Source organism: Nocardia sp. NPDC059195 (assembly GCF_042754695.1).
In the GTDB taxonomy this organism is placed as follows: Bacteria; Actinomycetota; Actinomycetes; order Mycobacteriales; family Mycobacteriaceae; genus Nocardia.
The window spans coordinates 1-21,135 of sequence record NZ_JBHZBG010000019.1 but is presented as its reverse complement, the minus strand read 5'-3'; the positions used below and the strand labels follow the sequence as shown (position 1 = coordinate 21,135).

Below are 21,135 nucleotides of genomic sequence, written 5' to 3'. Positions count from 1 at the left end.
AGGCAAGACTTGTGGCAGCAGCAGGATCTGTGGTAACCCTCGGCGTCAGCACCGAGCGAGGAGCCGTGCACGCGGTGGCGTTCGCCGAATCGGGCGTCACTCTCACGGATCGGATGCTGCTGCGGCGCACCGTCCGTGCCAACGGCGACGGTAAGGCCGAAGTGGCGGTGGCGGTACACACCGCGCTCGACGCGATCGCCGCCGAACTCGATGACGAGCACGAGATCGCCGGGGTGGCGGTGAGTTACCGCGACGCGAATGAGCGGCGCGCGATCGTCACCCGGCTGGCGGAGACCGAATGGGGCACGGCCTCGCTGGTTTCGGCGAAGTCGGCGCATCTGTTCGTCGCGGGCGCGATGACCTGGCTCGACGAGTTCGAGAATCTGCTCGTCTACGAGGCGGTGCCCGGCTACCAGGCGATGACACTGATCGACCCGGGTCGTCAGCGTGTACTCGCCGCCTACTCGCAGACCGGCGCGCCAACGCCTGACGCGCTGCGCACCGGTGTGTCCGCGGCGTGGGACCAGTTCGAGGCGGCATCGGTGAAGCCCGGCGCGGTGGTGCTGGTCGGTTCGTCGTCGGACGCCCCCGCGGTGCGCGACGCGGTGGCCGGATTCGGGGTGCCGGTGCTGCCCTGCCGGTTGGCGCCGTTCGCGCCGGCCGCCGGTGCCGCACTGGTCGCGTTCGGCGACACGGTCGTGGTGCCGATCTCGACCGGCTCGCGGCCCAAGCGGGGGACCGCGATGGTCGCCGCGGCGGCGAGTGTGCTCGCGGGCGGGCTGGTCGCGGGTGGTTCGTATGCGGTGATGAACAGCGGGCCGCCGGTGGTCGACAACACCGCCGTGTCGTCGGAGCCCGGCGCCGCGTCGGCGCCGATGATTCCGCAAGCCCCCCAGACACACGAAGCCGCCGCGGCGGAGACCGGGTCGAGCGGCGGGCTCGGTTCCGGTAGCGGTTTGCAGGTGAGCCCGGCCGAGGAGTCGGCCACCTCGCCGTACGAGACGGTGTCGCCGAATCCGCAACTGGTGAATCCGGGCGAGTTCCCGCTCGGCTACCCGACCCAGCTGTACGGCGATGCACCGCAGGAGGATCCGCTGCCGCTCGAACCCGCTGTTCCCGGGGTTCCGCAGATTCCCGCCGCCGCACCGACTGTGCCCGGTACCGGAATTCCGCTCAGCATGCAGCCCGCGCAGGCGGGGGTGCCGGACGGCCCGTATACGGCGTCCGCCGACTGATCGGCTCGACTACGAAGGGGCAGCGCGTGCGCTGCCCCTTCGTCGGTTTCAGACCCTGGTGTGTCGCCGGTACAGCACGCCCGCCGCGATGTACCCGACGAGCCCGATGCCCGCACACCACAGCACCGCGAGCACCCAGCTGTTGCCGATCGGTGTGCCCATCAACAACCCGCGCAGCGTCTCGATCACGGGTGTCACCGGCTGATTCTCGGCGTACCAGTGCAGCCACGTCGGCATCGACGAGGCAGGCACGAACGCCGAGCTCACATAGGGCAGGAACATGAACACGAAGGTGAAGCCGTTGGCCGCCTCCGGGTTTCGGGCGAGCAAGCCCAGTGCGGCCGCCAACCAGGACAGCGCGAACACGAACATCGCCAGCACACCGAATACGCCCAGCCAGCGCAGCGGATCGGTGGTCGGGCGGAAACCGAGCAGCACCGCCACCCCGATCACGATCCCCGAGGTGATCAGATTGCGGATCACGCTCTCGGCGACGTGCCCGGTGAGCACCGCGGACCGGGCGATGGCCATGGTGCGGAACCGGTCGATAATGCCCTCGGCCACGTCGGTGGACAGTGCGACCGCCGTGGTGGACGCACCGAAACTCGCACACAGCAAGATGATTCCTGGCACCACGTAGTCGATGTAGGCGCCGGGGCCCACATCCATGGCGCCACCGAACACGAACACGAACATCAGCAGGATCATCACCGGCAGCACGACCGTCATGATCATGGTGTCGGGACTGCGCAGGGTGTGGCGGATATTGCGGTCCAGCATCGTGGCCGAATCCTGGAGTGTGCGGGTGGCATTCATGCGGCGACCTCGGTTCGTCCTGGCTGACCGGTCAACGCGAAGAACACGTCGTCGAGGTCGGGGGTGTGCACAGTCAGCTGCTCGATCGCGATCTCGAGTTCGGCGAAATGGTCGAGTAGCTGTTTGATCTCGACGGCGCTGCCGTCCGATGGCACCTGCAGGGTCAGCTGTTCGGGGTCGGCATGTCCACCGGAGCTGCTGTCGAGTGCTCGCGCGGCGGCGTCGAGTAGTCCGCGGTCGGCGAAGCGGAATCGGATATGTCCGCCCGGCACCAGGCGTTTGAGCTCCTCGGGCGTGCCGTCGGCGACGATGCGGCCGTCGTCGAGCACGGCGATCCGGTCGGCGAGCTGGTCGGCCTCCTCCAGGTACTGGGTGGTGAGCAGGATGGTCGTCCCCTCAGCCGCCAATTCCCTGATGGCAGCCCACAAGTCGCGTCTGCTGCGTGGGTCGAGGCCGGTGGTCGGCTCGTCCAGGAAGACGATGCGCGGCTTGCCCATCAGGCTCATCGCGAGGTCGAGCCTGCGACGCATGCCGCCGGAGTAGGAAGCGACCGGCTTGTCGGCGGCGTCGAGCAGATCGAAACGCCTCAGGAGCTCGGCGCCGCGACGCGCGGTTTCGGCCTTGCCGAGGTGCAGCAACCTGCCGGTGAGCCGCAGGTTTTCGGAGCCGGTGAGCACGCCGTCGACGGAGGCGTTCTGGCCGGTGACGCCGATCAGCCGCCGGATCGTATCGGGGGCTTGCAGCAGATCGTGCTCGAAGACCGTGACGTCGCCGCGATCGGGGCGGCCCAGGGTCGCCAGGATGCGGACCAGCGTGGTCTTGCCCGCGCCGTTGGGGCCGAGGAGGGCGAAGACGGTGCCCGCGCTGATGTCTAGGTCGAGGTCGTCCAGGACGACGTGGGCGCCGAAGGCCTTGTGAAGGTGGCGGATCGAGAGCGCGGGTGGTCGTTCGGGTGCCATGGGTTCTCTCCGATCGAGAAACTGTTTATGTGATAAACACAGTTTATAGGCTAAACAGTTCTTGATGGCAAGAGCGGGCGGGTTAGAGTCGAGGCGAGCAGAGGAGGCAGATGACGACGTCCGGCGACACGGCGTTACCGCGAGCGGTCGAGCTGATGTGGGGACTCGGGCAACCCGGCGGCCGCGGCCCCAAACGGGCGCTCACCCTCGATCAGATTCTCGACGCCGCCACCGAAGTGGCCGATGCGGAGGGTTTCGCGGCGCTGTCGATGAACCAGGTCGCCAAGCAGCTCGGCTTCACCGCGATGTCGCTGTATCGCTATGTCGACAGCAAGAACACGCTGGTCGACCTGCTGATGGACCGGGTCGTCGGTGTGCCACCCGTCATCGCGCCGCGGACGCCATGGCGGTCGGGGCTGGAGCAGTGGGCGCGGGCCGAGTTCGCGCGGCTGGGTCGTCATCCCTGGTGGATGGACATTCCGCTGAGTCGGCCACCGATGGGACCGAACAATATGGCGTGGCTCGAGACGGCGTTGGGCGTGCTCGCCGAGACGGCGGTGCCGGACCCGGTCAAGCTCCAGCTGGTGATGAACGTGTCGATGTTCGTGGTGGGCAAACGGCGGTTCCTGCGGGACCTACAGGAGGAAGAGGGCGCCGACTTCCCCTCGGTGATGGCCAGGGTGCTCGACCCGAAGCGCTTCCCCTCGGTGTCGGCCGCGCTCTCCTCCGCCGCGTTCGATGATGATGGCGATATCGAGTGGGAGCAGGCCGATTTCGAATTCGGCCTGGCCCGATTGCTCGACGGTTACGAGGTGTTCATCGCCACCTTCGGCGACTGACTACACCGACAGATCGCGGCGCAACTTAGCGACGTGTCCGGTGGCTCGAACGTTGTACTGGGCAACTTCGATCTTGCCCAACTCATCGACCACGAAGGTCGAGCGGATCACGCCGGTCACGGTCTTGCCGTACATCATCTTCTCGCCGAACGCGCCCCATTCCTTGAGCACCTCGCGTTCGGGATCGGAAAGCAACGGGAAGGTCAGGCCCTCGTTGTCGCGGAATTTCGCCAGCTTGGCGGGTTTGTCGGGCGAGATGCCGATGACCTCGAGGCCCGCGCCGCCGAGCTCGGCCAGGCTGTCGCGGAAATCGCAGGCCTGCTTGGTGCAGCCGGGGGTACTGGCGGCCGGGTAGAAATAGACGATCACCTTGCGGCCGCGGTAGTCCGACAGCGACACGTCGTTGCCGTCGGCGTCGGGCAGCGTGAATTCGGGGGCGGTGTCTCCGGGGGAGAGGCGATGGTTGTCGGTCACCACCGCACGGTAACCGACCGGGTCCGCGAGGCGCATGGATAGACTCGGTGACGAGCAGCAGACATTTACCTGGAGGTGACGGTGGCCAAGGACGACACCGACCGGATCGAGCGCGAGATCGAGATCGCGCGTACCCGGTTGGCGACCACGCTCGACGAACTGGCGGTGCGCGCCGATCCGCAACGGATCGCGGACGACACCAAAAATATGGTGGTCGCCAAGTTCAACGAGCCGAAGGTCAAGTACACGCTGATCGGAGCGGGCGCCCTCGTGGCCGGCCTGGTCCTGATCAAGATCTTCCGCCGCTGAATCAGCCGGCCGGACAACAAAAAACACCCGATGTGCCAACGAGCCACATCGGGTGTTTTTTGTGCTTTTACTGCGTGGGGCAGGCCAGGCCGTCGCCGTCCGGGTCGAGGTGCGGGGAGTAGCCCGCCTCGCCACGGAACAACGGCGCGCGGCCGGCTGCCATCGCATCGTCGCAGCTACGGAACGCCCCACCGGCCGAGCCGGACTGGACCAGATTGGCCGAGCCGGTGGCGCCGAGAATGGAGTCGAAGCTGGACGAACCGGTGCCTGCCGAGCCCGCGAACGGGTTGGCGTGGGCGACGGGTGCGGCGATCAGGGCGAGCCCTACGGCGGCAAGGCTGACGGTGAGCCGGCGAACGTTCATGAATTCCTCTATGTCTGCTGCGGTTCGGGTGTGGTCACGGCCACGATGATGGCCGGTAGGCCCCGTCCACCTTGATGACGGGGCGACCGATTGTCAACCGCACGCGGAGGGGGATTCGCCGCGAGTCGTGGTCGGTTATTCGCCCAGCCTGCGCCCGGTCAGGTGTTCAGCCGGGATGGTACCCATTCGGCCCGCGTTGAAATCCTCCATCGCCTCGATGATTTCTTCGCGGGTATTCATCACGAACGGCCCGTACTGAATCACCGGTTCGCGCAACGGGGTTCCGCCGAGCAGCAGTACCTCGAGATCGCCGGTGGTGCTGTGCTGGGTGAGGTCAGCGGTCAGGGTGATGGCATCGCCCTTGCCGAAGACCACCAGCTGCCCGGCGCTGATCGGCCTGCGATCGACGCCGACCGTGCCGCTGCCCGACAGCACGTAGGCCATCGCGGTGAAGTCCTTGGGCCACGGCGTCGCCAGCTGGGCGCCGGGGACGAGCGAGGCGTGGGCGTAGGCGATCGGGGTGTAGGTTGACCCGGGGCCCGCGAATCCGGCGAACTCACCGGCGATGACGCGCACGAGCGCACCGCCGTCGTGCGAGCTCACCAGGGTCAGTTCACTCGCGCGCAGGTCCTGGTAGCGCGGGGTGGCGAACTTGTTCGATCGCGGCAGGTTCACCCACAGCTGGATTCCGTGGAACGTACCGCCGGAGATGACCAGCTTCTCCTCGGGCAGTTCGTCGTGCAGCATGCCGGAGCCCGCGGTCATCCACTGTGTGTCGCCCTCGCCGATCACACCGCCGCCACCTTGGGAATCGTGGTGGACCATGGTGCCGTCGAGCATGTAGGTGACGGTCTCGAAGCCGCGGTGGGGATGCCACGGTGCGCCCTTGGCCTCGTACGGCTCGTAGGCCACCGGGCCCATCTGGTCGAGCAGGATGAACGGGTCGGCCGAGCGCAGGTCGACGCTGGGGAACGGCCGGGTCACCTCGAATCCGGCGCCTTCGCGCTGGCGCGCGGCGGTGACGATCTGGCGAACCGGACGCTGGGTCTCGGTGACATCGGGACGGGGCAGCCTGGGCAGCACCATGATGTCATCGACGGTGATAGCGGGCATGGGGTGCCTCCTGGGTGCTACGTAGTTGGTTTCCATGTCAACCAACTAAGCTCTAGAATCATTCCCGTGCCCCGATGGTTGTCCGAAGAAGAGCAGCAGACCTGGCAGTCCTACATCCTGATGCGCCAGCGACTCGACGCCGTCCTGGCCGCCGGCCTGGCCGAACACGGACTGTCGATGGCCGACTACGAGCTGTTGGTGCCGCTGTCGGCGACACCCGAAGGGTGTCTGCGGGCCAAGGAGCTCGCTGCCGAGGTCTGCTGGGACAAGTCCCGGCTATCGAAGCAACTGGCCCGGATGGCCACGCGCGGACTCGTCGATCGAGTGCCCGCCGAGGACGACGCGCGCGGAATCGTCGTCTCGCTGACCGAGGCCGGACGCACGGTGTTGCGCGAGGCCGCGCCCGAGCATGTCGAGTTGGTGCGGGAGTTGTTCATCGACCGGATGACCGACGCGGAAAGCGCGGCACTCCGCTCGCTGGCCGCGAAGGTGACAGCGGCCGGCGAGGCCCGAAGCGATTCGGCCGGTTAACGATTCAGGCGCGACAGTCGCTGTTCGCGCCGCCTCCCTCGTCGCGACGAGCTGAGTCGGCTGCGTGGTCATCCTCGCTGCCGACCCGTCCTGCTCTGGCGGTAAGTTGAGATATGCCCATCGCCTCGCTCAACGGCATTCAGCTCAACTACGACGTCACCGGTTCGGGACCGCTTGTCCTGCTCGTGATGGGTAGTGGGAGTCCTGGACGTGTCTGGCGCACCTATCAGGTGCCTGCCCTGGTCAAGGCGGGGTTCACCGTCGCGACTGTCGATAATCGGGGGATCGCGCCGTCGTCGGAGTCGGCGTCCGGGATCACCATGGCGCAACTGGTCGGTGATACCGCCGCGCTGATCGAGCACCTCGGTGCCCCGGCGCATGTGGTCGGTACCTCGATGGGGTCGCGGATCGTCGCCGAGCTGGCGTTGGTTCGGCCGGAGTTGCTGCGCAAGGCGGTGATGTTCGCCGCTACCGCGCGTCCGCATCCGGTGACGAGCACCCTCAGCAAGGGGGAGCAGGCGTTGTTCGACAAGGGGATCCAGTTGCCGCCGGAGTACGCGGCCGCGGTGAAGGCGATGCAGAATCTGTCGCCGCACACTCTGGCCGATCCGGCCAAGGCGCAGGAGTGGCTCGATATCTTCGAATTCACTTCGGGGAAGGGAACTCCCGGGACGCGGGCGCAGGCGGGGATGGATCGGTCGCAGGATCGGCGGCAGGCATATCGGGGGATTTCGGTGCCCAGCTTGGTTGTCGGGTTCGCCGATGATCAGATGGTGCCGCCGCGGTTCTGTCGGGAGGTCGCCGAGGCGATCCCGACGGCCACCTATACCGAGATCGAGCGGTGTGGGCACTACGGGTATCTGGAGCGGCCCGATGAGGTCAATCGCATCCTGATCGAATTCCTCTCCGCTGCTCGATAACTCACCACTCACAAGGATCTGTCATGCGTGATTCGCTGAACTGCCCCGCCTGCGACTACGAGTACACCTATCAGGAGATGAACGGAACGTGGGTGTGTACCGGCTGTGCCAATCAGTGGGGGCTGAGCGTGGTTCCGGATCTCGACGAGACGGTTCGGTAGCTAAGCCGGCGTCGTGAGCGCGGATGCCGCGGCCGCGGCGATCGCGGTGGCGACGGCGGTGAGGGCGGGGGAGTGGAGTTTCCACTGCTGCCAGTACAGCGGGACATCGATGTGGGAGTCGCCGTCGATATTCACCAAAGTGCCTGCGGTGCGGTCTTTCCCGGTTTGCAGGTCGGGGAGCATGCCCCAGCCGAGTCCGAGCCGCACCGCATCGGCGAACGCGCTCGACGACGGCACGTAATGACCCGGCGGGTCGACCTGGCGACGGGTGCGGCGGCGTAGCTGGCGGAACTGCAGATCGTCCTTGCGGTCGAAGTGCACGACAGGCGCGCGGGTGTAGGCGGCCGGGGTCGGGCCGTCGGGGAACCAGGTGCTGACGAATCGGGGTGTCGCTGTCGGGCGATAGCGCATCGCGCCCAGCGGGGTCACGGTGCAGCCCTGTACCGGCGTCGCGGTCGCGGTGATCGCGGCTGTCACCGTGCCGTCGCGCAACAGCTGGGTGGTGTGTTCCTCGTCTTCGCGGTGTAGGTCGAAGGAGATCCCGGCGGGCACGCTCGCGAGCGCGGGCATCACCCACGATTCGAGTGAGTCGGCGTTGACGGCGATCGGGATGCGGATCGGCCGGTCGGCGGGGCGGTCGGCATCGCCGAGTTCGCGCGCGGTGTCGCCGGCGAGCAACTCCACCTGCCTGGCCAAACGCAGCACCGCGAGTCCGGATTCGGTGGGGCGCACCGGTTTCGAGCGTTGCACCAGCACGCGTCCGGCGGATTCCTCCAGTGCCTTGATCCGCTGGCTGATCGCCGACGGTGTGAGGTTGAGCCTGCGCGCGGCCGCATCGAAGGTGCCCTCGGTGAGGACGGCGTTGAGCGCGCGTAACTGGTCCAGCTGGAGATCCACATAAGCAACTCTAATGGTTGTGAAGAATCATTAGCTGGACTGAAAATTGACGTTCTCTTAACGTCGAAGGGGTGACGGCATCATCGGCGGCGCTGGCCGCCCTCTCCGGATTGGGCTTCGGGCTCTCGCTCATCGTGGCGATCGGCGCGCAGAACGCGTTCGTGCTGCGCCAAGGGGTGCGTGGGCAGCACGTGTTGCCGGTGATCGCGGTGTGCGCGGTGTCCGACATCGTGTTGATCGGTGCGGGAGTGGCCGGGTTCGGGACGGTCGTCGAGTCGTTTCCGGCGGTGCTGACCGTTGCCCGGTACGCGGGGGCGGCCTTCCTGGTCGGCTACGCGCTGCTGGCGGCTCGACGCGCCCTCGGTTCGTCGGCTTTGATCGCCGAAGCGGCGGGCGCCTCGGTGGCCGTCGGCGCGTCCGTGCTCACCTGCCTGGCGCTGACCTGGCTCAATCCGCATGTGTATCTCGACACGCTGGTCCTGCTCGGCTCCTTCGCCAGCACCTACGCCTCGCCCGACCGCTGGTTCCTGGCCGCGGGCGCGATGCTCGCCAGCGTCATCTGGTTCGTGGCCCTCGGCTACGGTGCTCGCCGGCTCGGTCCGCTCTTCGCGCGTCCGATGGCGTGGCGGGTCCTGGATTCGCTCATCGCGGTGGTCATGCTCGCGTTGGCCGTCGGGCTGCTGCTCGCCTGAGGCGGGATCGCTAGGACTCCGCGGTCCACGGCTTCACCGGGGGCTTCACCCACAGCAGCTTCTCGTCGGCGTTGGTGCGCACCGCGGCGGCGTGGTCGGGGTTGCGGGCGGCCCAGGCGTCCTTCTGGTCGAGGAGGTCGGCGACCACCTGCCAGGTCTCGCCGGTGCTCGGCGGGTTGGTGTCGGCGGCGCGGGCCAACTTGCGCAGGGTGGCCGCGGGCAGGGCGAGTAGCTCGGCGCTGCGAATGTCACGCGACCAGGCGTAGGCGGCCATGCGGCGGGCTTTGGCGACCCGGCTGGCGGTGGCCGCGTCGGAATGCGCGTGATCGGATGCCTGATCGGCGCTGTCTGGCACGACGGCGATTCTACGACGGAACGCCCCCACTCCGGTCGGCGATGACCGGAGTGGGGGCGTTCACCCGTCAGAAGGATCAGTAGGCGCTGTCGTACGTTTTGTTCAGTACGTGCCTGGTGACGGTTTGGATCAGTACGCGCTGTTGACGTTGTCCATCGAGCCGTAGCGGTTGGCCGCGTAGTTGCAGGCCGCGACGATGTTGGACACCGGGTTCCAGACGTCGAAGGGAGTGCCCTCGACGTGGTAGGCCGCGAAGGTGGGGTCGATCACCTGGAGCAGGCCCTTGGAGGGGATGCCGTTGATCGCGTTGATGTCCCAGAGGTTGATCGCCTGGGGGTTACCGGTCGACTCACGCATGATGTTGCGGTGGATGCCCTCGTAGCTGCCGGGGATGCCCTTGGCGGCCATGATGTCGAGAGCTTCGGTGATCCAGCCGTGCAGGTTGTCCTCGTAGGACTTCACCTCGGGCATCGGCGCCGGGGCGGCCTCGGGAGCAGGAGCGGCCTCCGGTGCGGGGGCGGGAGCGGCCTGCGGCGCGGGCGCCGGGATGGCCTGAACAGCAGGTGCGGCGCCGACGGCGGGGATGTTCTCCGCCTGCTCGACGATGGCGGCACGCTCGGGAACGCTGTCGTCGGCGAACGAGACGGCGGAGGACGCGGCTACGGCGACCAGGCCGACCGCGGCGACTGCCACGGTGAACGCCTCACGGCGCGAGCGACGGCCGACAACGGTGCTGAGCTTGTCTTTGATGAGCATGGTTTTTCTGTTCCTTCATCTCTGTCTGGCGACGCAGGCCCTGGAGGAGGGCGCGATGGATCGCGCAGCGCGCACGGGAGTACACGCCGGTCAGGCGATGCGTTGTTTCTGTCTGTGTATGGGAAGGTGCGACACTGTCGGGGGACGAACGCTCGGTGGCGGTTCATCGCTGGCGTCGCACGGCGCTCCACAGCTGGCTGCGGGGAGACCACGCGCTGTTCGGTGCTATCGGAGGTTGGATACTTCCGGGCTAACCAAACCGCAGGTCCGTTTGTGACCTGATGACAGAATGGTCACGAAGGGTTAACGCAAGGTAAACGAAACTTGAACGGCAAACGTTGCCGATCTTGTTTCCTTGCCGGGCAGTTGCAGAATCGTTATGTATGCAGGAGGTTTAGAACTCCGATCTGCGTGGCGGCCGTCACAAAAAAAGTTCGTCCGAATCTGGTTTTGTGAGGGTTTGCGCAGCTCGGGGGAGTCTGAATCGGGGTCTGAGCGCTCGAGCGCGGGATTTCCATGGCGGTTCGATAACGAGATCGTGACCGGTGCCTGGCAGTCGACCCTGAGCAAAAAGAACGCATCCCGGCAGCTGTGGTAGCTGCCGGGATGCGGGCTGTGTGGACGTTCAGGCGGCGTACTGATGCGCCGGGTAGGTCAGGTAACCGTTGTCGCCGCCTTGGTAGTAGGTCGATTCGTCTACCGGGGCCAGCGGCAAGTGGTTGCGCAACCGTTCGACGAGATCCGGGTTGGACAGGAACGCGCGACCGAAACTGATGAGGTCCGCACCCAGGCCCAGCCACTGCTCGGCCTCGTCGAGGCCGGTCTGCTTCGGTCCCATCGGCAGCACCGGGTTCATGATGAGCGCGCCCGGCCACGTCCGCCGCAACTCCAGCAGCACCTCGTGGTCGGTGGTCGCTTCCAGATGGATATAGGCCGGATCGAGGCGAGCGAGTTCGGTCAGCAACTCGCTGTACAGCGCGGCGACATCGGTTTCGGCCACACCCCAGAACTCCCCGCCCGGGGACAGGCGGATGCCGGTCCTGGCAGCACCGACGGCGTCGACGGTGGCGGCGACCGCCTCGACGGCGAACCGAATGCGGTTGCGGATCGAACCGCCGAAGCGGTCGGTGCGCAGGTTCGCGTTCGAGGACAGGAACTGCGAGATCAGATATCCGTTCGCGCCGTGCAGCTCGACTCCATCGAAACCGGCGTCGATTGCCCGGCGCCCCGCCTCGGCGTAGGACTCGACGTGCTCGGGGATCTCGGCGATATCCAGGGCCCGCGGGACGGGCACGGGCTGCGGCCCGGTGGGGGTGAACACTTCGCCGGTCGCGGGCACGGCAGACGGGCCGACCGGCCGCATCCCGGTGGTGTCCGGGTGGGAGACCCGTCCGCCGTGCATGATCTGGGCGAAGATACGACCACCGTTGACGTGCACGGCATCGGTCACCTGCCGCCACGCCGCGACCTGTTCGTCGGTGTGCAGTCCGGGGGTGCCCGGATTGGATTGCCCCACCGGGTTCGGGTGCGTTCCCTCACTCACGATCAAGCCGGCGGTCGCCCGCTGGGCGTAGTAACTGGCCATGGATGGGGTGGCCAGGCCGCCCGCGGTGGCGCGGACCCTGCTCATCGGGGCCATCACCACGCGGTTGGGTAGTACCAGGTCACCGAGCTGAGAGCTCTCGAATAGGGATGCCATGTCGCTTCTCCAGATAGTCCGACTCGCCGGGTTACCGGCGATAGATCTACGCTAAAAGCTGACATGGATGTGAGAGGCAACGGTCTGTGTCGCAGATCACGAGGAGGAAAGCTGTGCGGATCGGGGAGTTGTCCACGCGCACGGGAGTCAGCGTCCGGTCGCTGCGCTACTACGAGGAGCAGGGTCTGCTGACCAGCGCTCGAAGTCCCAGCGGCCAACGGCATTACGCCCTCGACCACGTCGACCGGGTGCTGCTGCTGCGACGGCTGTACGCGGCCGGGGTGTCCAGCCGCACGATCTCCCAGCTGCTGCGCTGTGTGGACGCCCCCAGCGAGCAGAATTCGGAGCTCGCCTTCGAGCGGATGGCACAGGAACGTGACCGGCTGACCGAGCACATCGCCGAACTCACCCGTGCCCGCGACGCCCTCGACGGACTCATGGACGTCAACCGCGCGCACCACCCGCACACCCCGGCGGAACCCCGAGCGGATGCGGTGATGCGCGCCCGATGCGACGCCACCCGGCTCGCGGATTCCGGCTGAGCAAGCGGCACCCGGTTGGCCACCTTTCCGTCCCAGGCGGGTGCCGCTGTCGTCGGGCCACCCTCGCCGCTTACTTCACGAGGGGCGCCGGATGATCGGGAAGGGATAGGTGCCGTCGACAACGGTGGCGACCGGCAGATAGGCGCGAAACATCAGATAGAACTCGGTTGCCGGAGCTGGTAGCCAGTTCGTCTTCTCGTCGGCCGGTTGGTCGTGGCCGATGGTGAGAGTGATGTTCCCGTCGGGGTCGGGTTTGAGCTGGCTGTGGCTGCTCAACTTGTACCGGTTCAGCGCGTTGCGCACCAGATAGCCGTCGAGGTCGTACATCGTGACCGACCAGAACCCGTCGGGGTGGTTGGGCAGGTTCGCGGTGTCGATCGTGACGGTGTACGTGTGGGTGCCGTTCATCCGCACACCCTGCTCGTCGGAGAACGCGGTCGGGTACAGCGCTTCCTCTGGCGGGAGCATGCCGTAGTAGAGCAGGTTCACCCAGGCTCGCAAGGTGTAGTCGGTGCCGTAGTCCCGGACGCCGGTGTTGTCCGGGTCGCCGCCGACCGCGGACCAGTCCCAACCGTTCTGGTGGAGGAAATGGACGCCGAGCTCCTCGGCCTTGGATTGGTCGGCGCCCATGTCGGTGAGGAACTGCCAGCCGTCGAGGGTGCCCTGATAGAGCGTGTCGCGGATGGCTGGGTCCGTCGGTTCGGTGAATCCGTCGCGCGTCAGGCCGAGTTCGGCGAACCGGTCGAAGAAGGCGCGGTCGCGTTCGGGGATCGGGGTGCCGGGGACCATCTCACCGACGGCTTTCCAGAACTCGACGGGGTCGGCCTTGACGTCGGGTACCACCGATCCGCGTTCGGGCCATGACCGATCTCCGGCCTCGGTGTAGGTGATGCCGCGCTTGCCCGCTTTCCAGTCGGCCAAGGTGGTGACCGACATCGTGTCCTGGATGGCGTGGATGGTGGACAGGTCGTCCGGGCCGTAGACCAGGAACCGGCCGAGCATCGCACCACGCTCGGTCGGTGACTGGATCACCGGCATTCCGTCCGGGACCTCGCCGTCGTAACCGGGGCCGACGATCAGGTGCGGGCCGGGCTCCGACTTGCCGGTTCGGGTGCCGTAGGAGGCATAGACGTTGGTGAACGCGTCGTAGAACGGCAGCACGTAGTAGCGGTCGGGTTCGACCTCGGGGAACACGACCACCAGCGGACCCTCGGCGAGGGTATATCCGAAGGCGGTGTACAGGGTGTCGCTGTTGGGACTGGGCACCGTGCGCACCGTGTCGTCCAGGAGGTGCCGGAATGCGGTCAGCGCGTTATCGGGGCCGAACCTGGCGTTGTGCATCCGGTGCTGACGCCGGGTCTCCACCAGCGGTTGCACGTAAAGGAATGCGTCATGGATCAACTGCTGATCAACCGGCTCGCCCATGAAGGCCTCCTGCGCGAAGGAATCGGATCGGTGGTTCCGGACTCGACTGCTGCGCCGGCCGGACATCCCCGTCCACTCTGGCCCCGGGACCGCCTGACCGCCTCATCCCTTCCGGATGAATCGCAAACACCTGGCCACACGACTTTTCGGCGCGACGAGCCGCTGGATCGGGCCGTAGGTCCCCGGCCGGCAGCGCCTGCTCGCGGTCCCCCTCGGCTGGTGCCGCCCGGCGCAGCAGAAGCCCGCAGTCGGAACGGTCAGCGGCCCCGAGCCCGCATCAGCCGCCGAATCCGCCGTCGATGTTCAAGCTGGCGCCGGTGATGTAGGCGGCCTCGGGCCCGGCGAGGAAGGAAACGAAAGCGCCGACCTCCGCCGTGGTCCCGAATCGGTCAACCGCCATCACGCCGAGCATGGCCGACGCGGCAGGCCCATCGGCTGGGTTGGCGTCGGTGTCGACCGGGCCTGGCTGCACGTTGTTGATAGTGATTCCGCGCGGGGCGAGCTCCCGGGCGAGTCCGCGGGTCAGGCTGGACAGTGCGCCTTTGGTCATGGCGTAGATCGACCCGCCGGGGAAGGGCATGCGATCGGCGTTGATGCTGCCGATGTTGATGATCCGCCCGCCCCCGCCCAAGTGCGCCAGCGATTCTCGGATCGCGACGATCGCCGACCGCACGTTGACCGTCAGCATCGCGTCGATCTCGGCCATCGTCAGGTCGGTGATCTCGGTGAAACTACCGACACCGGCATTGTTGACCAGGATGTCGAGGCCGCCGAACCGATCGGCGGTGTGCGCGACCGCGGACACGACATCCTCTTCGGTCAGGCTGTCGGCGCGGATCGCGTGTGCGACGCCTCCTGCCGCGGTCACGGCGGCGACCACGTCTTGCGCGTGTTCCTTGGAGTTCGCGTAGGTGAATGCCACCCGTGCCCCATCAGCGGCCAATCGGGCGACGATGCCCGCGCCGACGCCCCTGGATCCGCCTGTCACCAGCGCGGTCTTGCCTTCGAGTGGTCCTGTCACCATGTGCGTCATCCTTGGTATCGAGTTATGGAGTGGTCCCTCAAAAATTGCAGAGGTGGCTCGTCTTGTCAATTATTGAGTGTTCCCTCCATAACTGATACGATCGAGAAATGGCCAGGCCGAGAAAGTTCGATGAGCAGGCTGTGCTCACTGCCGCGAGATCGAGTTTCTGGCGCGATGGCTATGCGGCCACGTCGGTCCAGGACCTGACGGACGCCACCGGGGTCGGGACGCAGAGCCTGTACGGGGCATTCGGCAACAAGCACGACTTGTTTATCCGGATTCTGGAGGACTATTGCGCCCGTCAGTCCGCTGGGCTCGAGGCTGCCCTGGCTGCCGATCCGAGCCCATGGCACGGACTCACCTCGGCGGTCACCTTCGAGGACGGCGGCCGCCTGGATCTTCCACCGCAAGGCTGCCTGATGGCCAACAGTGCAGCGGCGCTGAGCTCACAAGACGAGCAGGTCAGAGCTATGGCCTGCCAGGCATACGCCGGGACGCTCGAACTGTTCGTTCGGCAGATCACCCTGGCCAAGGAGGCGGGTGAAATCGATGCAGGCGTCGATGCGGAACAGACAGCCCGCGCACTGATCGCTGTCATGCAGGGGATCGAGTTCCTGCACAAGTCAGGCATCGGTGCGGACGAGTTGCGTCATGCGAAGAGCGCGGTACTGCAGCTGATCGACCGCGCCGTCTGCGCTGACGACTCACACAGCCGCTGACACCATTCACCGGGAAGGCATCGTGACAACAATCGGCATCATCGGCGCAGGCGAGGTCGGTAGCCAGATCGCCCGTGCGGCCATCGCGAACGGCTACAAAGTCGTCATCGCCAACTCGCGCGGACCCGAGACCCTCCACGACTTGATTGCCGAACTCGGCCCATCAGCGCGCGCCGCGTCTGCGCCCGAGGCCGCGGCGGCCGGTGAATTCGCCGTGGTGGCCGTCCCGCTCAGGCTGATCAACAACATGCCCGTCGACCAGCTCGCGGGAAAGGTTGTCCTCGACACGAACAACTACATGGCTTGGCGTGACGGCCGGTTCCCGGTTGTCGAATCAGGCGGGAAGACCGTTCACGAGCTGCGCCAGGATCATCTACCGGCATCCAAGGTGGTCAAGGCTTTCACGCATATCCAGGCTCCCCGCATCACCACCGCGGGTCGACCCGCGGGGGCGCCGGGGCGGCTGGCGTTGTCGGCGTCGAGCGACTTTCCCGAGGCGGTGGATCTCGTGACCCGACTGTACGACCAGTTCGGCTTCGACACCGTCGACAACAGCCCGCTCAGCGAATCCTGGCGCAGTGGTCCCGGCCAGCCCGCTTGGGTCGCGCACGAGTCCCAGACTCGTGCGGAGCTGATCGCCAACCTCGCCGCCGCGCAACGAAATATCGTGATCTGACGGCTGACTCGGCGCCGACGAAGATTTTGGTGGCGAACTTTTGGCATCTGCTCGGTGACGACCCGATCCAGCAGATGTAACGAACGAAGCTCCTGACCGTATGACCTGGTCAGGAGCTTCGTTGTGGTGCGCCATCAGGGACTTGAACCCCGAACCCGCTGATTAAGAGTCAGCTGCTCTGCCAATTGAGCTAATGGCGCGTGTCTTTGTTCTTTGCCCCGTCTCCGGTGCGGAACAAACATTAGCAGGCCGTGGGCCGGAAAGTGAAATCGGGCTCTGACCAGCAACAATGCGGCATGTCTGGCGTTGTTAACGCCAGCGGCCTCTGTACGTATCTAACGATTGTGACTTGGTCGTGTCGCGGGGTATTTCCCGTTGGAACCGGCCGGGCCAGCTGGCAGAATGGGCGAGACGTCGAGTTCGTAACGCCCCCCGCTCACACGGATGGCTCTAGCGATTCGGGTCGGTGGGATCTGCGGCGCACTGTAATCGCGTCGGTACGGAAACGGGGTTGACATGAGTAAGAAGCGGGGGCGACCTCGGTCGCTACGGACGATCGTTCCGGTGGTGCTGCTGGCGGTGTTCGCCCTCGGGGCGTCGGCGTGCTCGGCGGCGGAGGGTGCCGGTGTGGAGGTGGCGATCGATCGCAACCCTCTCGCCGAGCTGATCAAGCCGAAGCTGGTCTCGACCATCAAGGACGGGCAGGTCGGCGTCTCGCCCGGCATGCCGATGGCCTTCCAGGTCGAAGACGGCAAGTTCACCGACGTCACGCTGACCAATCAGCAGGGCAACGCGGTGGCAGGCCAGCTGGCCGCGGACGGCCGCTCCTGGTCGACCGCCGAGGTGCTCGGCTACGGCAAGACCTACCAGCTCAAGGCCTCGGCTATCGGGCTCGGTGGCGCGAACTCCTCGACGATGAGCTTCACCACCAGCTCGCCGAACAATCAGACCAAGCCGTACTTGATGCCCGGCGAGGGCGAGGTGGTCGGTATCGGTCAGCCGGTGGCGATCCAGTTCGACGAGAACATCCCCGATCGTCGTGCCGTGCAGGAGGCCATCAAGATCACCACCGAGCCTGCTGTCGAGGGTGCCTTCTACTGGGTGAACAATCGCGAAGTGCGGTGGCGCCCAGAGCATTACTGGAAGCCCGGCACCAAGGTGACGATCGATGTGAACGTCTACGGCAAGGACCTGGGTAAGGGCCTGTTCGGCCAGGACAACATCCACTCGTTCTTCACCATCGGCGACGCGGTGATCTTCACCGCCGACGACAACACCCACCAGGTGACCGTGGAGCGCAACGGCGAGGTGATCATGACCATGCCCACCTCGATGGGTAAGGACAGCACGCCCACCGACAACGGCATCTACATCGTCAGTGACCGGCACGAGAAGATCATCATGGATTCCTCGACCTACGGTGTGGCGGTGAACTCGTCGGACGGGTACCGCACGCCGGTGGACTACGCGACGCGAATCTCCTACAGCGGCATCTTCTTCCACTCGGCGCCGTGGTCGGTCGGGCAGCAGGGCTACTCCAACGCGAGTCACGGCTGTCTGAATCTGAGTCCGGCGAACGCGCGCTGGGTGTACGAGAACGCCAAGCGCGGCGACATCACCGTCATCAAGAACACGGTCGGCGGCACCCTGTCCGGTGTCGACGGGCTGGGCGACTGGAACATCGCGTGGCCGGAATGGAAGGCGGGCAACGCCGACGCTCCGTAGGCGCGCGACACACGAAAAACGAAGGGGCACCGGAAGTTTCCGGTGCCCCTTCGTTGTGCCTGTGGCCCTCTCAGGCCGGTGTGGGGAGCTCGCTGCAGTCCATCATGGCCTCGCCCGCGACGGCGAGCGCGCTGCCGAAGGCACCGCACAGGATGCGTCCGCCGAACAGCAGACGGTCGAGGTTGGGCAGGCCGGCCGAGCCGGTGCCGGAGGAGCCGGTGGTCTCGAGGCCGGTGGTGGAGCCGCTCTGCGCCGAACCGGATTCGGGCTGATCGCTCGGCAGGGCGAAGTCGCCGATGGGGGTCTCCGCCGTGAAGTCGGTGAGGGGCAGGCCGGGCGAGGCTGCCGCGGTACCCGCGACGGGCCCGAGCACGGTGGCGGCCGCGAGGATGGCGACGACGGTGGAACGCTTCATCAAGGGGTCTTTCCGGTCGAGCGCTGACGCTATGGCGAGATCTGCCCCACATCTGGGCAGCGGTCCAAAGTGTAGCGGTCAAACGTGACGTTCGTCATGGTGGTGCGAGTTATCCGGCCGTAGCGAGGCCGGGCTCGTCGCGGTGGATCTCCGACGCGACGCTCAGGTGGTCGACGACGACCCTGCGGGCGCCGCAGCGGCAGCGCTGATAGGCCACGAGGCCCTCGCTGGTCCGGTGGCGAGACTCGATCTGCCAGGAGTGTGCGGGGTGGCTGTTCATGATTCGAGTCTGATGTAATGGCATTGTGCATTACAACCATTACGGGCGGGAGCCGGTGCTGCTCGGCGTCGACTTGCTCAATGATCCGTGTGCGAGCGCCGCGGAGTTGGCGCGGCGCTGTGCGGCGGCGGGTTTGGTGCTGCCCGCACCGGTGTCCGACGGTGATCTCGCGTCGGTGACGGCCTTTCTGGGGCGCTGGCGCGGCGTGGTGGAATGCGTGGACCGTACCGAGCGCGCGACGCGGCTCAACGTGTTGCTGGCCGAGTACGCGTCGGCACCCCGCCTGACCGACCATGTGGGCGACGGTTGGCACCTGCATTTCCGGGACCCTGGGGTGGCGACGGACCGTCGGATCGCGGCACTGATCACCGTCGGCACCGCCTTGCACTTGACCGGGTTGGGGATGGATCGCCTCGGCGCCTGCGCGGCGGACGGGTGCTCGCAGGTGTACGCCGACACCTCGCGCAACGGCAGACAACGCTTCTGTAGCCCGACCTGTGCGAACCGGTCGGCCGTCCGACGTCACCGGGCGAACCGCGCCTCCGCCTGACAGTCGTCCGGCGGAGGTCACTCCCTGGCGCGCCCTTCGTCGTCGCGGCGAACAATCCGAACTCGCGATGACGGCCTGTGCGGCCGACACGCTCGACCCGCGCCGTCGGCTGTGGACGGCACGGGTCGGCGGTCAGCCAAGGACAGGGAAGTTGGCGCGCAAGACGTTTCGCGGGTCGCGGGCCTGCTTGATCTCGCGGAGGCGGTCCAGAGTGACTGTGTCGAAGGCGGCCGCGGCCGATTCGCCCGGGGCGAGGAAGGTGTACGGCTTCTTGCCGGTGACGTGGGCGCCGAGGTTGTCGACGATGGTGCCGAAGGCCGCCTTGACATCGTCGATCAGGTGGGGGAGCCCGAGGCCGAGTAGATAGAGGGCGTAGGGCTCGGTGAGCGGGCCACGGGCGCCGTGTTCGCGGGTGGTTTCGGCGATGGCGCCGCCGAGGCCGCGGATCTGGATATTGAGCAGGGGCGCGACCGGGGCGGCGATGAGCGTTTTGACGACCGCGTCGCCCAGATCGGTGAGTAGTTCGCCGCGCGACAGCGAAGGGCTGGGGTCGGTGGGTTCGGCGGTGATGGTGCCGATCTGGTCGGGGGTCATGGTGGTGCGGGTGTCGGCGAGCGCGCCGGTGATGGTGTCGAGGCGGTTGGTCAGTTCACGGCCTCGTGCCTCGTCGCCGAGATAGGCGAAGTCGATGGCGACAGTCGGTGCGACGCCGGGGATCTGGTAGCGCTGCAGCCACACCGACAGTTCCGGCGGCGCGTCGGTGGTGAGTTCGGTGAAGACGTCGAACACGTCGCGGGTGCGCTCGGCCGACCAGCTCACCCGGCCGCCGTAGAGCTGTGGCAGTTCGAACAGTTCGATCTCGAGCGCGGTGACGATCGCGAAGTCGCCCCCGCCGCCGCGCAGCGCCCAGAACAGCTCGGGGTCGGCGTCGGCGCTCACCCGGCCGCGTCGGCCGTCGGCGTCGACGATCTCGAACGCGCGGACCGCATCGGCCGCCCAACCGTGTTTGCGGGCCAGCCAGCCGAAGCCGCCGCCGAGGGTGTATCCGGTGACACCGACCACGGGGTTGCTGCCTGCCAGGCCGCTCAGGCCGTGCGCGGCGGCCGCGTGCTGGATGGCGCCCCACTGGGCGCCGGAGCCGATGCGGGCCACCCGCCGGGCCGGGTCGATGTCGACGGTGTCGAGGCGGCCGGTGCGCACGAGGATCGCGTCGTCGATGTCGCCGGTCGCGCCGTGGCCGGTCGGTTGGGTGAGGACCGTACGACCCGCTCTGTTCGCGTAGCGCACGACGTTCGCGAGGTCGTCGGCGTCGGCGACCTCGACGACGGCGGCGACCGACTGGGCGATCGCGGTGTTCCAGGGGCGGGCGGCGAGGTCGAAGGCGGTATCACCCGGCAGGAGAACGTTTCCCCGGATATCGGTACGCAGGTCGTTGATGCTCATAACCAATAGACGATGTGGGGGCGGCGAGTGTGACATGCTTGAAGAAAGCGAGAAGGGCCGGGGCGGGGGGCCGGGGCGGCTGGTGGGGGGGGGCCGCGGGGCGCGGGCCAAAAAACCATTGTTGGTTCCAACCTTTTATTTTCGTGCGCTGGGGGGGGGTGGGGGGGGGGGGGGTGCGCCCCCCCCCCCGGGGGGGGGGGGGGGGGGGGCCCCCCC

26 protein-coding genes and 1 tRNA gene are annotated in these 21,135 nt (G+C 66.9%); 12 read left to right on the top strand and 15 right to left on the bottom strand.

Annotated features, from left to right (window positions below; translation table 11 throughout):
- The first annotated feature begins 11 nt into the window (after window positions 1-11).
- Entirely contained in the window at window positions 12-1,235 is a 1,224-nt protein-coding gene (locus tag ACFXKN_RS22620; RefSeq protein WP_378963467.1) for a hypothetical protein, read from the top strand.
- A 48-nt stretch (window positions 1,236-1,283) separates the two neighbouring features.
- On the opposite strand, the gene ACFXKN_RS22615 is transcribed toward ACFXKN_RS22620, so the two are convergent.
- Both ACFXKN_RS22615 and ACFXKN_RS22610 read right to left on the bottom strand, forming a co-directional pair.
- Complete coding sequence (locus ACFXKN_RS22615) at window positions 1,284-2,051, bottom strand: ABC transporter permease (protein ID WP_378963468.1); 768 nt, start codon at window positions 2,049-2,051, stop codon at window positions 1,284-1,286.
- Window positions 2,048-3,010 carry an ATP-binding cassette domain-containing protein gene (locus ACFXKN_RS22610; RefSeq protein WP_378963469.1) on the bottom strand — a complete coding sequence of 321 codons (963 nt, stop codon included), beginning with the start codon at window positions 3,008-3,010 and terminating at the stop codon, window positions 2,048-2,050. Before ACFXKN_RS22610 ends, ACFXKN_RS22615 begins: the two co-directional genes overlap by 4 nt.
- Before the next feature lie 110 nt (window positions 3,011-3,120).
- Here ACFXKN_RS22610 and ACFXKN_RS22605 point away from each other — a divergent pair, with 110 nt between their 5' ends.
- On the top strand, window positions 3,121-3,849 hold the full coding sequence (locus tag ACFXKN_RS22605) for a TetR/AcrR family transcriptional regulator (RefSeq protein ID WP_378963470.1): 729 nt from the start codon (window positions 3,121-3,123) through the stop codon (window positions 3,847-3,849).
- On the opposite strand, the gene bcp is transcribed toward ACFXKN_RS22605, so the two are convergent.
- Entirely contained in the window at window positions 3,850-4,323 is a 474-nt protein-coding gene (gene bcp, locus ACFXKN_RS22600; protein ID WP_378963471.1) for a thioredoxin-dependent thiol peroxidase, read from the bottom strand.
- 75 nt (window positions 4,324-4,398) lie between these two features.
- On the opposite strand from bcp, the gene ACFXKN_RS22595 reads away from it, so the two are divergent.
- Window positions 4,399-4,632, top strand: a complete 234-nt coding sequence (locus ACFXKN_RS22595; RefSeq protein WP_378963472.1) for a DUF3618 domain-containing protein — start codon at window positions 4,399-4,401, stop codon at window positions 4,630-4,632.
- A gap of 67 nt (window positions 4,633-4,699) precedes the next feature.
- Here ACFXKN_RS22595 and ACFXKN_RS22590 read toward each other — a convergent pair whose 3' ends face one another.
- A complete protein-coding gene (locus ACFXKN_RS22590; protein ID WP_101464065.1) occupies window positions 4,700-4,996 on the bottom strand; it encodes an excalibur calcium-binding domain-containing protein in 297 nt (98 codons plus the stop codon).
- A gap of 135 nt (window positions 4,997-5,131) precedes the next feature.
- Window positions 5,132-6,109: a pirin family protein gene (locus ACFXKN_RS22585; protein ID WP_378963473.1), complete on the bottom strand. Its 978-nt coding sequence runs from the start codon at window positions 6,107-6,109 to the stop codon at window positions 5,132-5,134.
- A gap of 66 nt (window positions 6,110-6,175) precedes the next feature.
- Between ACFXKN_RS22585 and ACFXKN_RS22580 the strand changes: the two genes are divergently transcribed.
- The 3 genes from ACFXKN_RS22580 (at window position 6,176) to ACFXKN_RS22570 (ending at window position 7,721) form a co-directional block, all read left to right on the top strand.
- Window positions 6,176-6,640, top strand: a complete 465-nt coding sequence (locus ACFXKN_RS22580; protein WP_378963474.1) for a MarR family winged helix-turn-helix transcriptional regulator — start codon at window positions 6,176-6,178, stop codon at window positions 6,638-6,640.
- A gap of 113 nt (window positions 6,641-6,753) precedes the next feature.
- On the top strand, window positions 6,754-7,560 hold the full coding sequence (locus ACFXKN_RS22575) for an alpha/beta fold hydrolase (RefSeq protein WP_378963475.1): 807 nt from the start codon (window positions 6,754-6,756) through the stop codon (window positions 7,558-7,560).
- A 23-nt stretch (window positions 7,561-7,583) separates the two neighbouring features.
- On the top strand, window positions 7,584-7,721 hold the full coding sequence (locus ACFXKN_RS22570) for a hypothetical protein (protein WP_378963476.1): 138 nt from the start codon (window positions 7,584-7,586) through the stop codon (window positions 7,719-7,721).
- Here the strand turns inward: ACFXKN_RS22570 and ACFXKN_RS22565 are convergent, their stop codons facing one another.
- Window positions 7,722-8,618 carry a LysR family transcriptional regulator ArgP gene (locus tag ACFXKN_RS22565; RefSeq protein WP_378963477.1) on the bottom strand — a complete coding sequence of 299 codons (897 nt, stop codon included), beginning with the start codon at window positions 8,616-8,618 and terminating at the stop codon, window positions 7,722-7,724.
- Window positions 8,619-8,689: 71 nt separating this feature from the next.
- Here ACFXKN_RS22565 and ACFXKN_RS22560 point away from each other — a divergent pair, with 71 nt between their 5' ends.
- Window positions 8,690-9,310: a LysE/ArgO family amino acid transporter gene (locus ACFXKN_RS22560; protein WP_378963478.1), complete on the top strand. Its 621-nt coding sequence runs from the start codon at window positions 8,690-8,692 to the stop codon at window positions 9,308-9,310.
- A 10-nt stretch (window positions 9,311-9,320) separates the two neighbouring features.
- Here the strand turns inward: ACFXKN_RS22560 and ACFXKN_RS22555 are convergent, their stop codons facing one another.
- From ACFXKN_RS22555 to ACFXKN_RS22545, 3 genes are all read right to left on the bottom strand, one after another.
- Window positions 9,321-9,665: a hypothetical protein gene (locus ACFXKN_RS22555; protein WP_378963479.1), complete on the bottom strand. Its 345-nt coding sequence runs from the start codon at window positions 9,663-9,665 to the stop codon at window positions 9,321-9,323.
- A gap of 129 nt (window positions 9,666-9,794) precedes the next feature.
- Window positions 9,795-10,421 (bottom strand): transglycosylase SLT domain-containing protein, encoded by a 627-nt coding sequence (locus tag ACFXKN_RS22550; protein WP_378963480.1) that lies wholly within the window; start codon window positions 10,419-10,421, stop codon window positions 9,795-9,797.
- A gap of 625 nt (window positions 10,422-11,046) precedes the next feature.
- Window positions 11,047-12,120, bottom strand: a complete 1,074-nt coding sequence (locus ACFXKN_RS22545; RefSeq protein WP_378963481.1) for an alkene reductase — start codon at window positions 12,118-12,120, stop codon at window positions 11,047-11,049.
- Window positions 12,121-12,233: 113 nt separating this feature from the next.
- Here ACFXKN_RS22545 and ACFXKN_RS22540 point away from each other — a divergent pair, with 113 nt between their 5' ends.
- Window positions 12,234-12,662 carry a MerR family transcriptional regulator gene (locus tag ACFXKN_RS22540; protein ID WP_378963482.1) on the top strand — a complete coding sequence of 143 codons (429 nt, stop codon included), beginning with the start codon at window positions 12,234-12,236 and terminating at the stop codon, window positions 12,660-12,662.
- Window positions 12,663-12,737: 75 nt separating this feature from the next.
- On the opposite strand, the gene ACFXKN_RS22535 is transcribed toward ACFXKN_RS22540, so the two are convergent.
- Window positions 12,738-14,087: a DUF1254 domain-containing protein gene (locus ACFXKN_RS22535; RefSeq protein WP_378963483.1), complete on the bottom strand. Its 1,350-nt coding sequence runs from the start codon at window positions 14,085-14,087 to the stop codon at window positions 12,738-12,740.
- A 277-nt stretch (window positions 14,088-14,364) separates the two neighbouring features.
- Window positions 14,365-15,108 carry an SDR family oxidoreductase gene (locus tag ACFXKN_RS22530; RefSeq protein WP_378963557.1) on the bottom strand — a complete coding sequence of 248 codons (744 nt, stop codon included), beginning with the start codon at window positions 15,106-15,108 and terminating at the stop codon, window positions 14,365-14,367.
- A 110-nt stretch (window positions 15,109-15,218) separates the two neighbouring features.
- Here ACFXKN_RS22530 and ACFXKN_RS22525 point away from each other — a divergent pair, with 110 nt between their 5' ends.
- Both ACFXKN_RS22525 and ACFXKN_RS22520 read left to right on the top strand, forming a co-directional pair.
- Window positions 15,219-15,830: a TetR/AcrR family transcriptional regulator gene (locus tag ACFXKN_RS22525; RefSeq protein WP_378963484.1), complete on the top strand. Its 612-nt coding sequence runs from the start codon at window positions 15,219-15,221 to the stop codon at window positions 15,828-15,830.
- Window positions 15,831-15,852: 22 nt separating this feature from the next.
- On the top strand, window positions 15,853-16,506 hold the full coding sequence (locus tag ACFXKN_RS22520) for an NADPH-dependent F420 reductase (RefSeq protein WP_378963485.1): 654 nt from the start codon (window positions 15,853-15,855) through the stop codon (window positions 16,504-16,506).
- A gap of 124 nt (window positions 16,507-16,630) precedes the next feature.
- Here the strand turns inward: ACFXKN_RS22520 and ACFXKN_RS22515 are convergent.
- Window positions 16,631-16,706: transfer RNA gene (locus ACFXKN_RS22515), tRNA-Lys, on the bottom strand.
- Window positions 16,707-17,022: 316 nt separating this feature from the next.
- Here ACFXKN_RS22515 and ACFXKN_RS22510 point away from each other — a divergent pair.
- The gene (locus tag ACFXKN_RS22510) at window positions 17,023-18,231 is read left to right on the top strand and encodes an Ig-like domain-containing protein (RefSeq protein WP_378963486.1); all 1,209 of its coding nucleotides are present in this window, start codon (window positions 17,023-17,025) and stop codon (window positions 18,229-18,231) included.
- Between the two features lie 70 nt (window positions 18,232-18,301).
- Here ACFXKN_RS22510 and ACFXKN_RS22505 read toward each other — a convergent pair whose 3' ends face one another.
- On the bottom strand, window positions 18,302-18,646 hold the full coding sequence (locus ACFXKN_RS22505) for a hypothetical protein (protein ID WP_378963487.1): 345 nt from the start codon (window positions 18,644-18,646) through the stop codon (window positions 18,302-18,304).
- Window positions 18,647-18,755: 109 nt separating this feature from the next.
- The gene (locus ACFXKN_RS22500; RefSeq protein WP_378963488.1) at window positions 18,756-18,926 is read right to left on the bottom strand and encodes a hypothetical protein; all 171 of its coding nucleotides are present in this window, start codon (window positions 18,924-18,926) and stop codon (window positions 18,756-18,758) included.
- A gap of 25 nt (window positions 18,927-18,951) precedes the next feature.
- On the opposite strand from ACFXKN_RS22500, the gene ACFXKN_RS22495 reads away from it, so the two are divergent.
- Complete coding sequence (locus ACFXKN_RS22495; RefSeq protein WP_378963489.1) at window positions 18,952-19,476, top strand: CGNR zinc finger domain-containing protein; 525 nt, start codon at window positions 18,952-18,954, stop codon at window positions 19,474-19,476.
- A 132-nt stretch (window positions 19,477-19,608) separates the two neighbouring features.
- On the opposite strand, the gene ACFXKN_RS22490 is transcribed toward ACFXKN_RS22495, so the two are convergent.
- Complete coding sequence (locus ACFXKN_RS22490) at window positions 19,609-20,919, bottom strand: FAD-binding oxidoreductase (protein WP_378963490.1); 1,311 nt, start codon at window positions 20,917-20,919, stop codon at window positions 19,609-19,611.
- Window positions 20,920-21,135 lie beyond the last annotated feature (216 nt).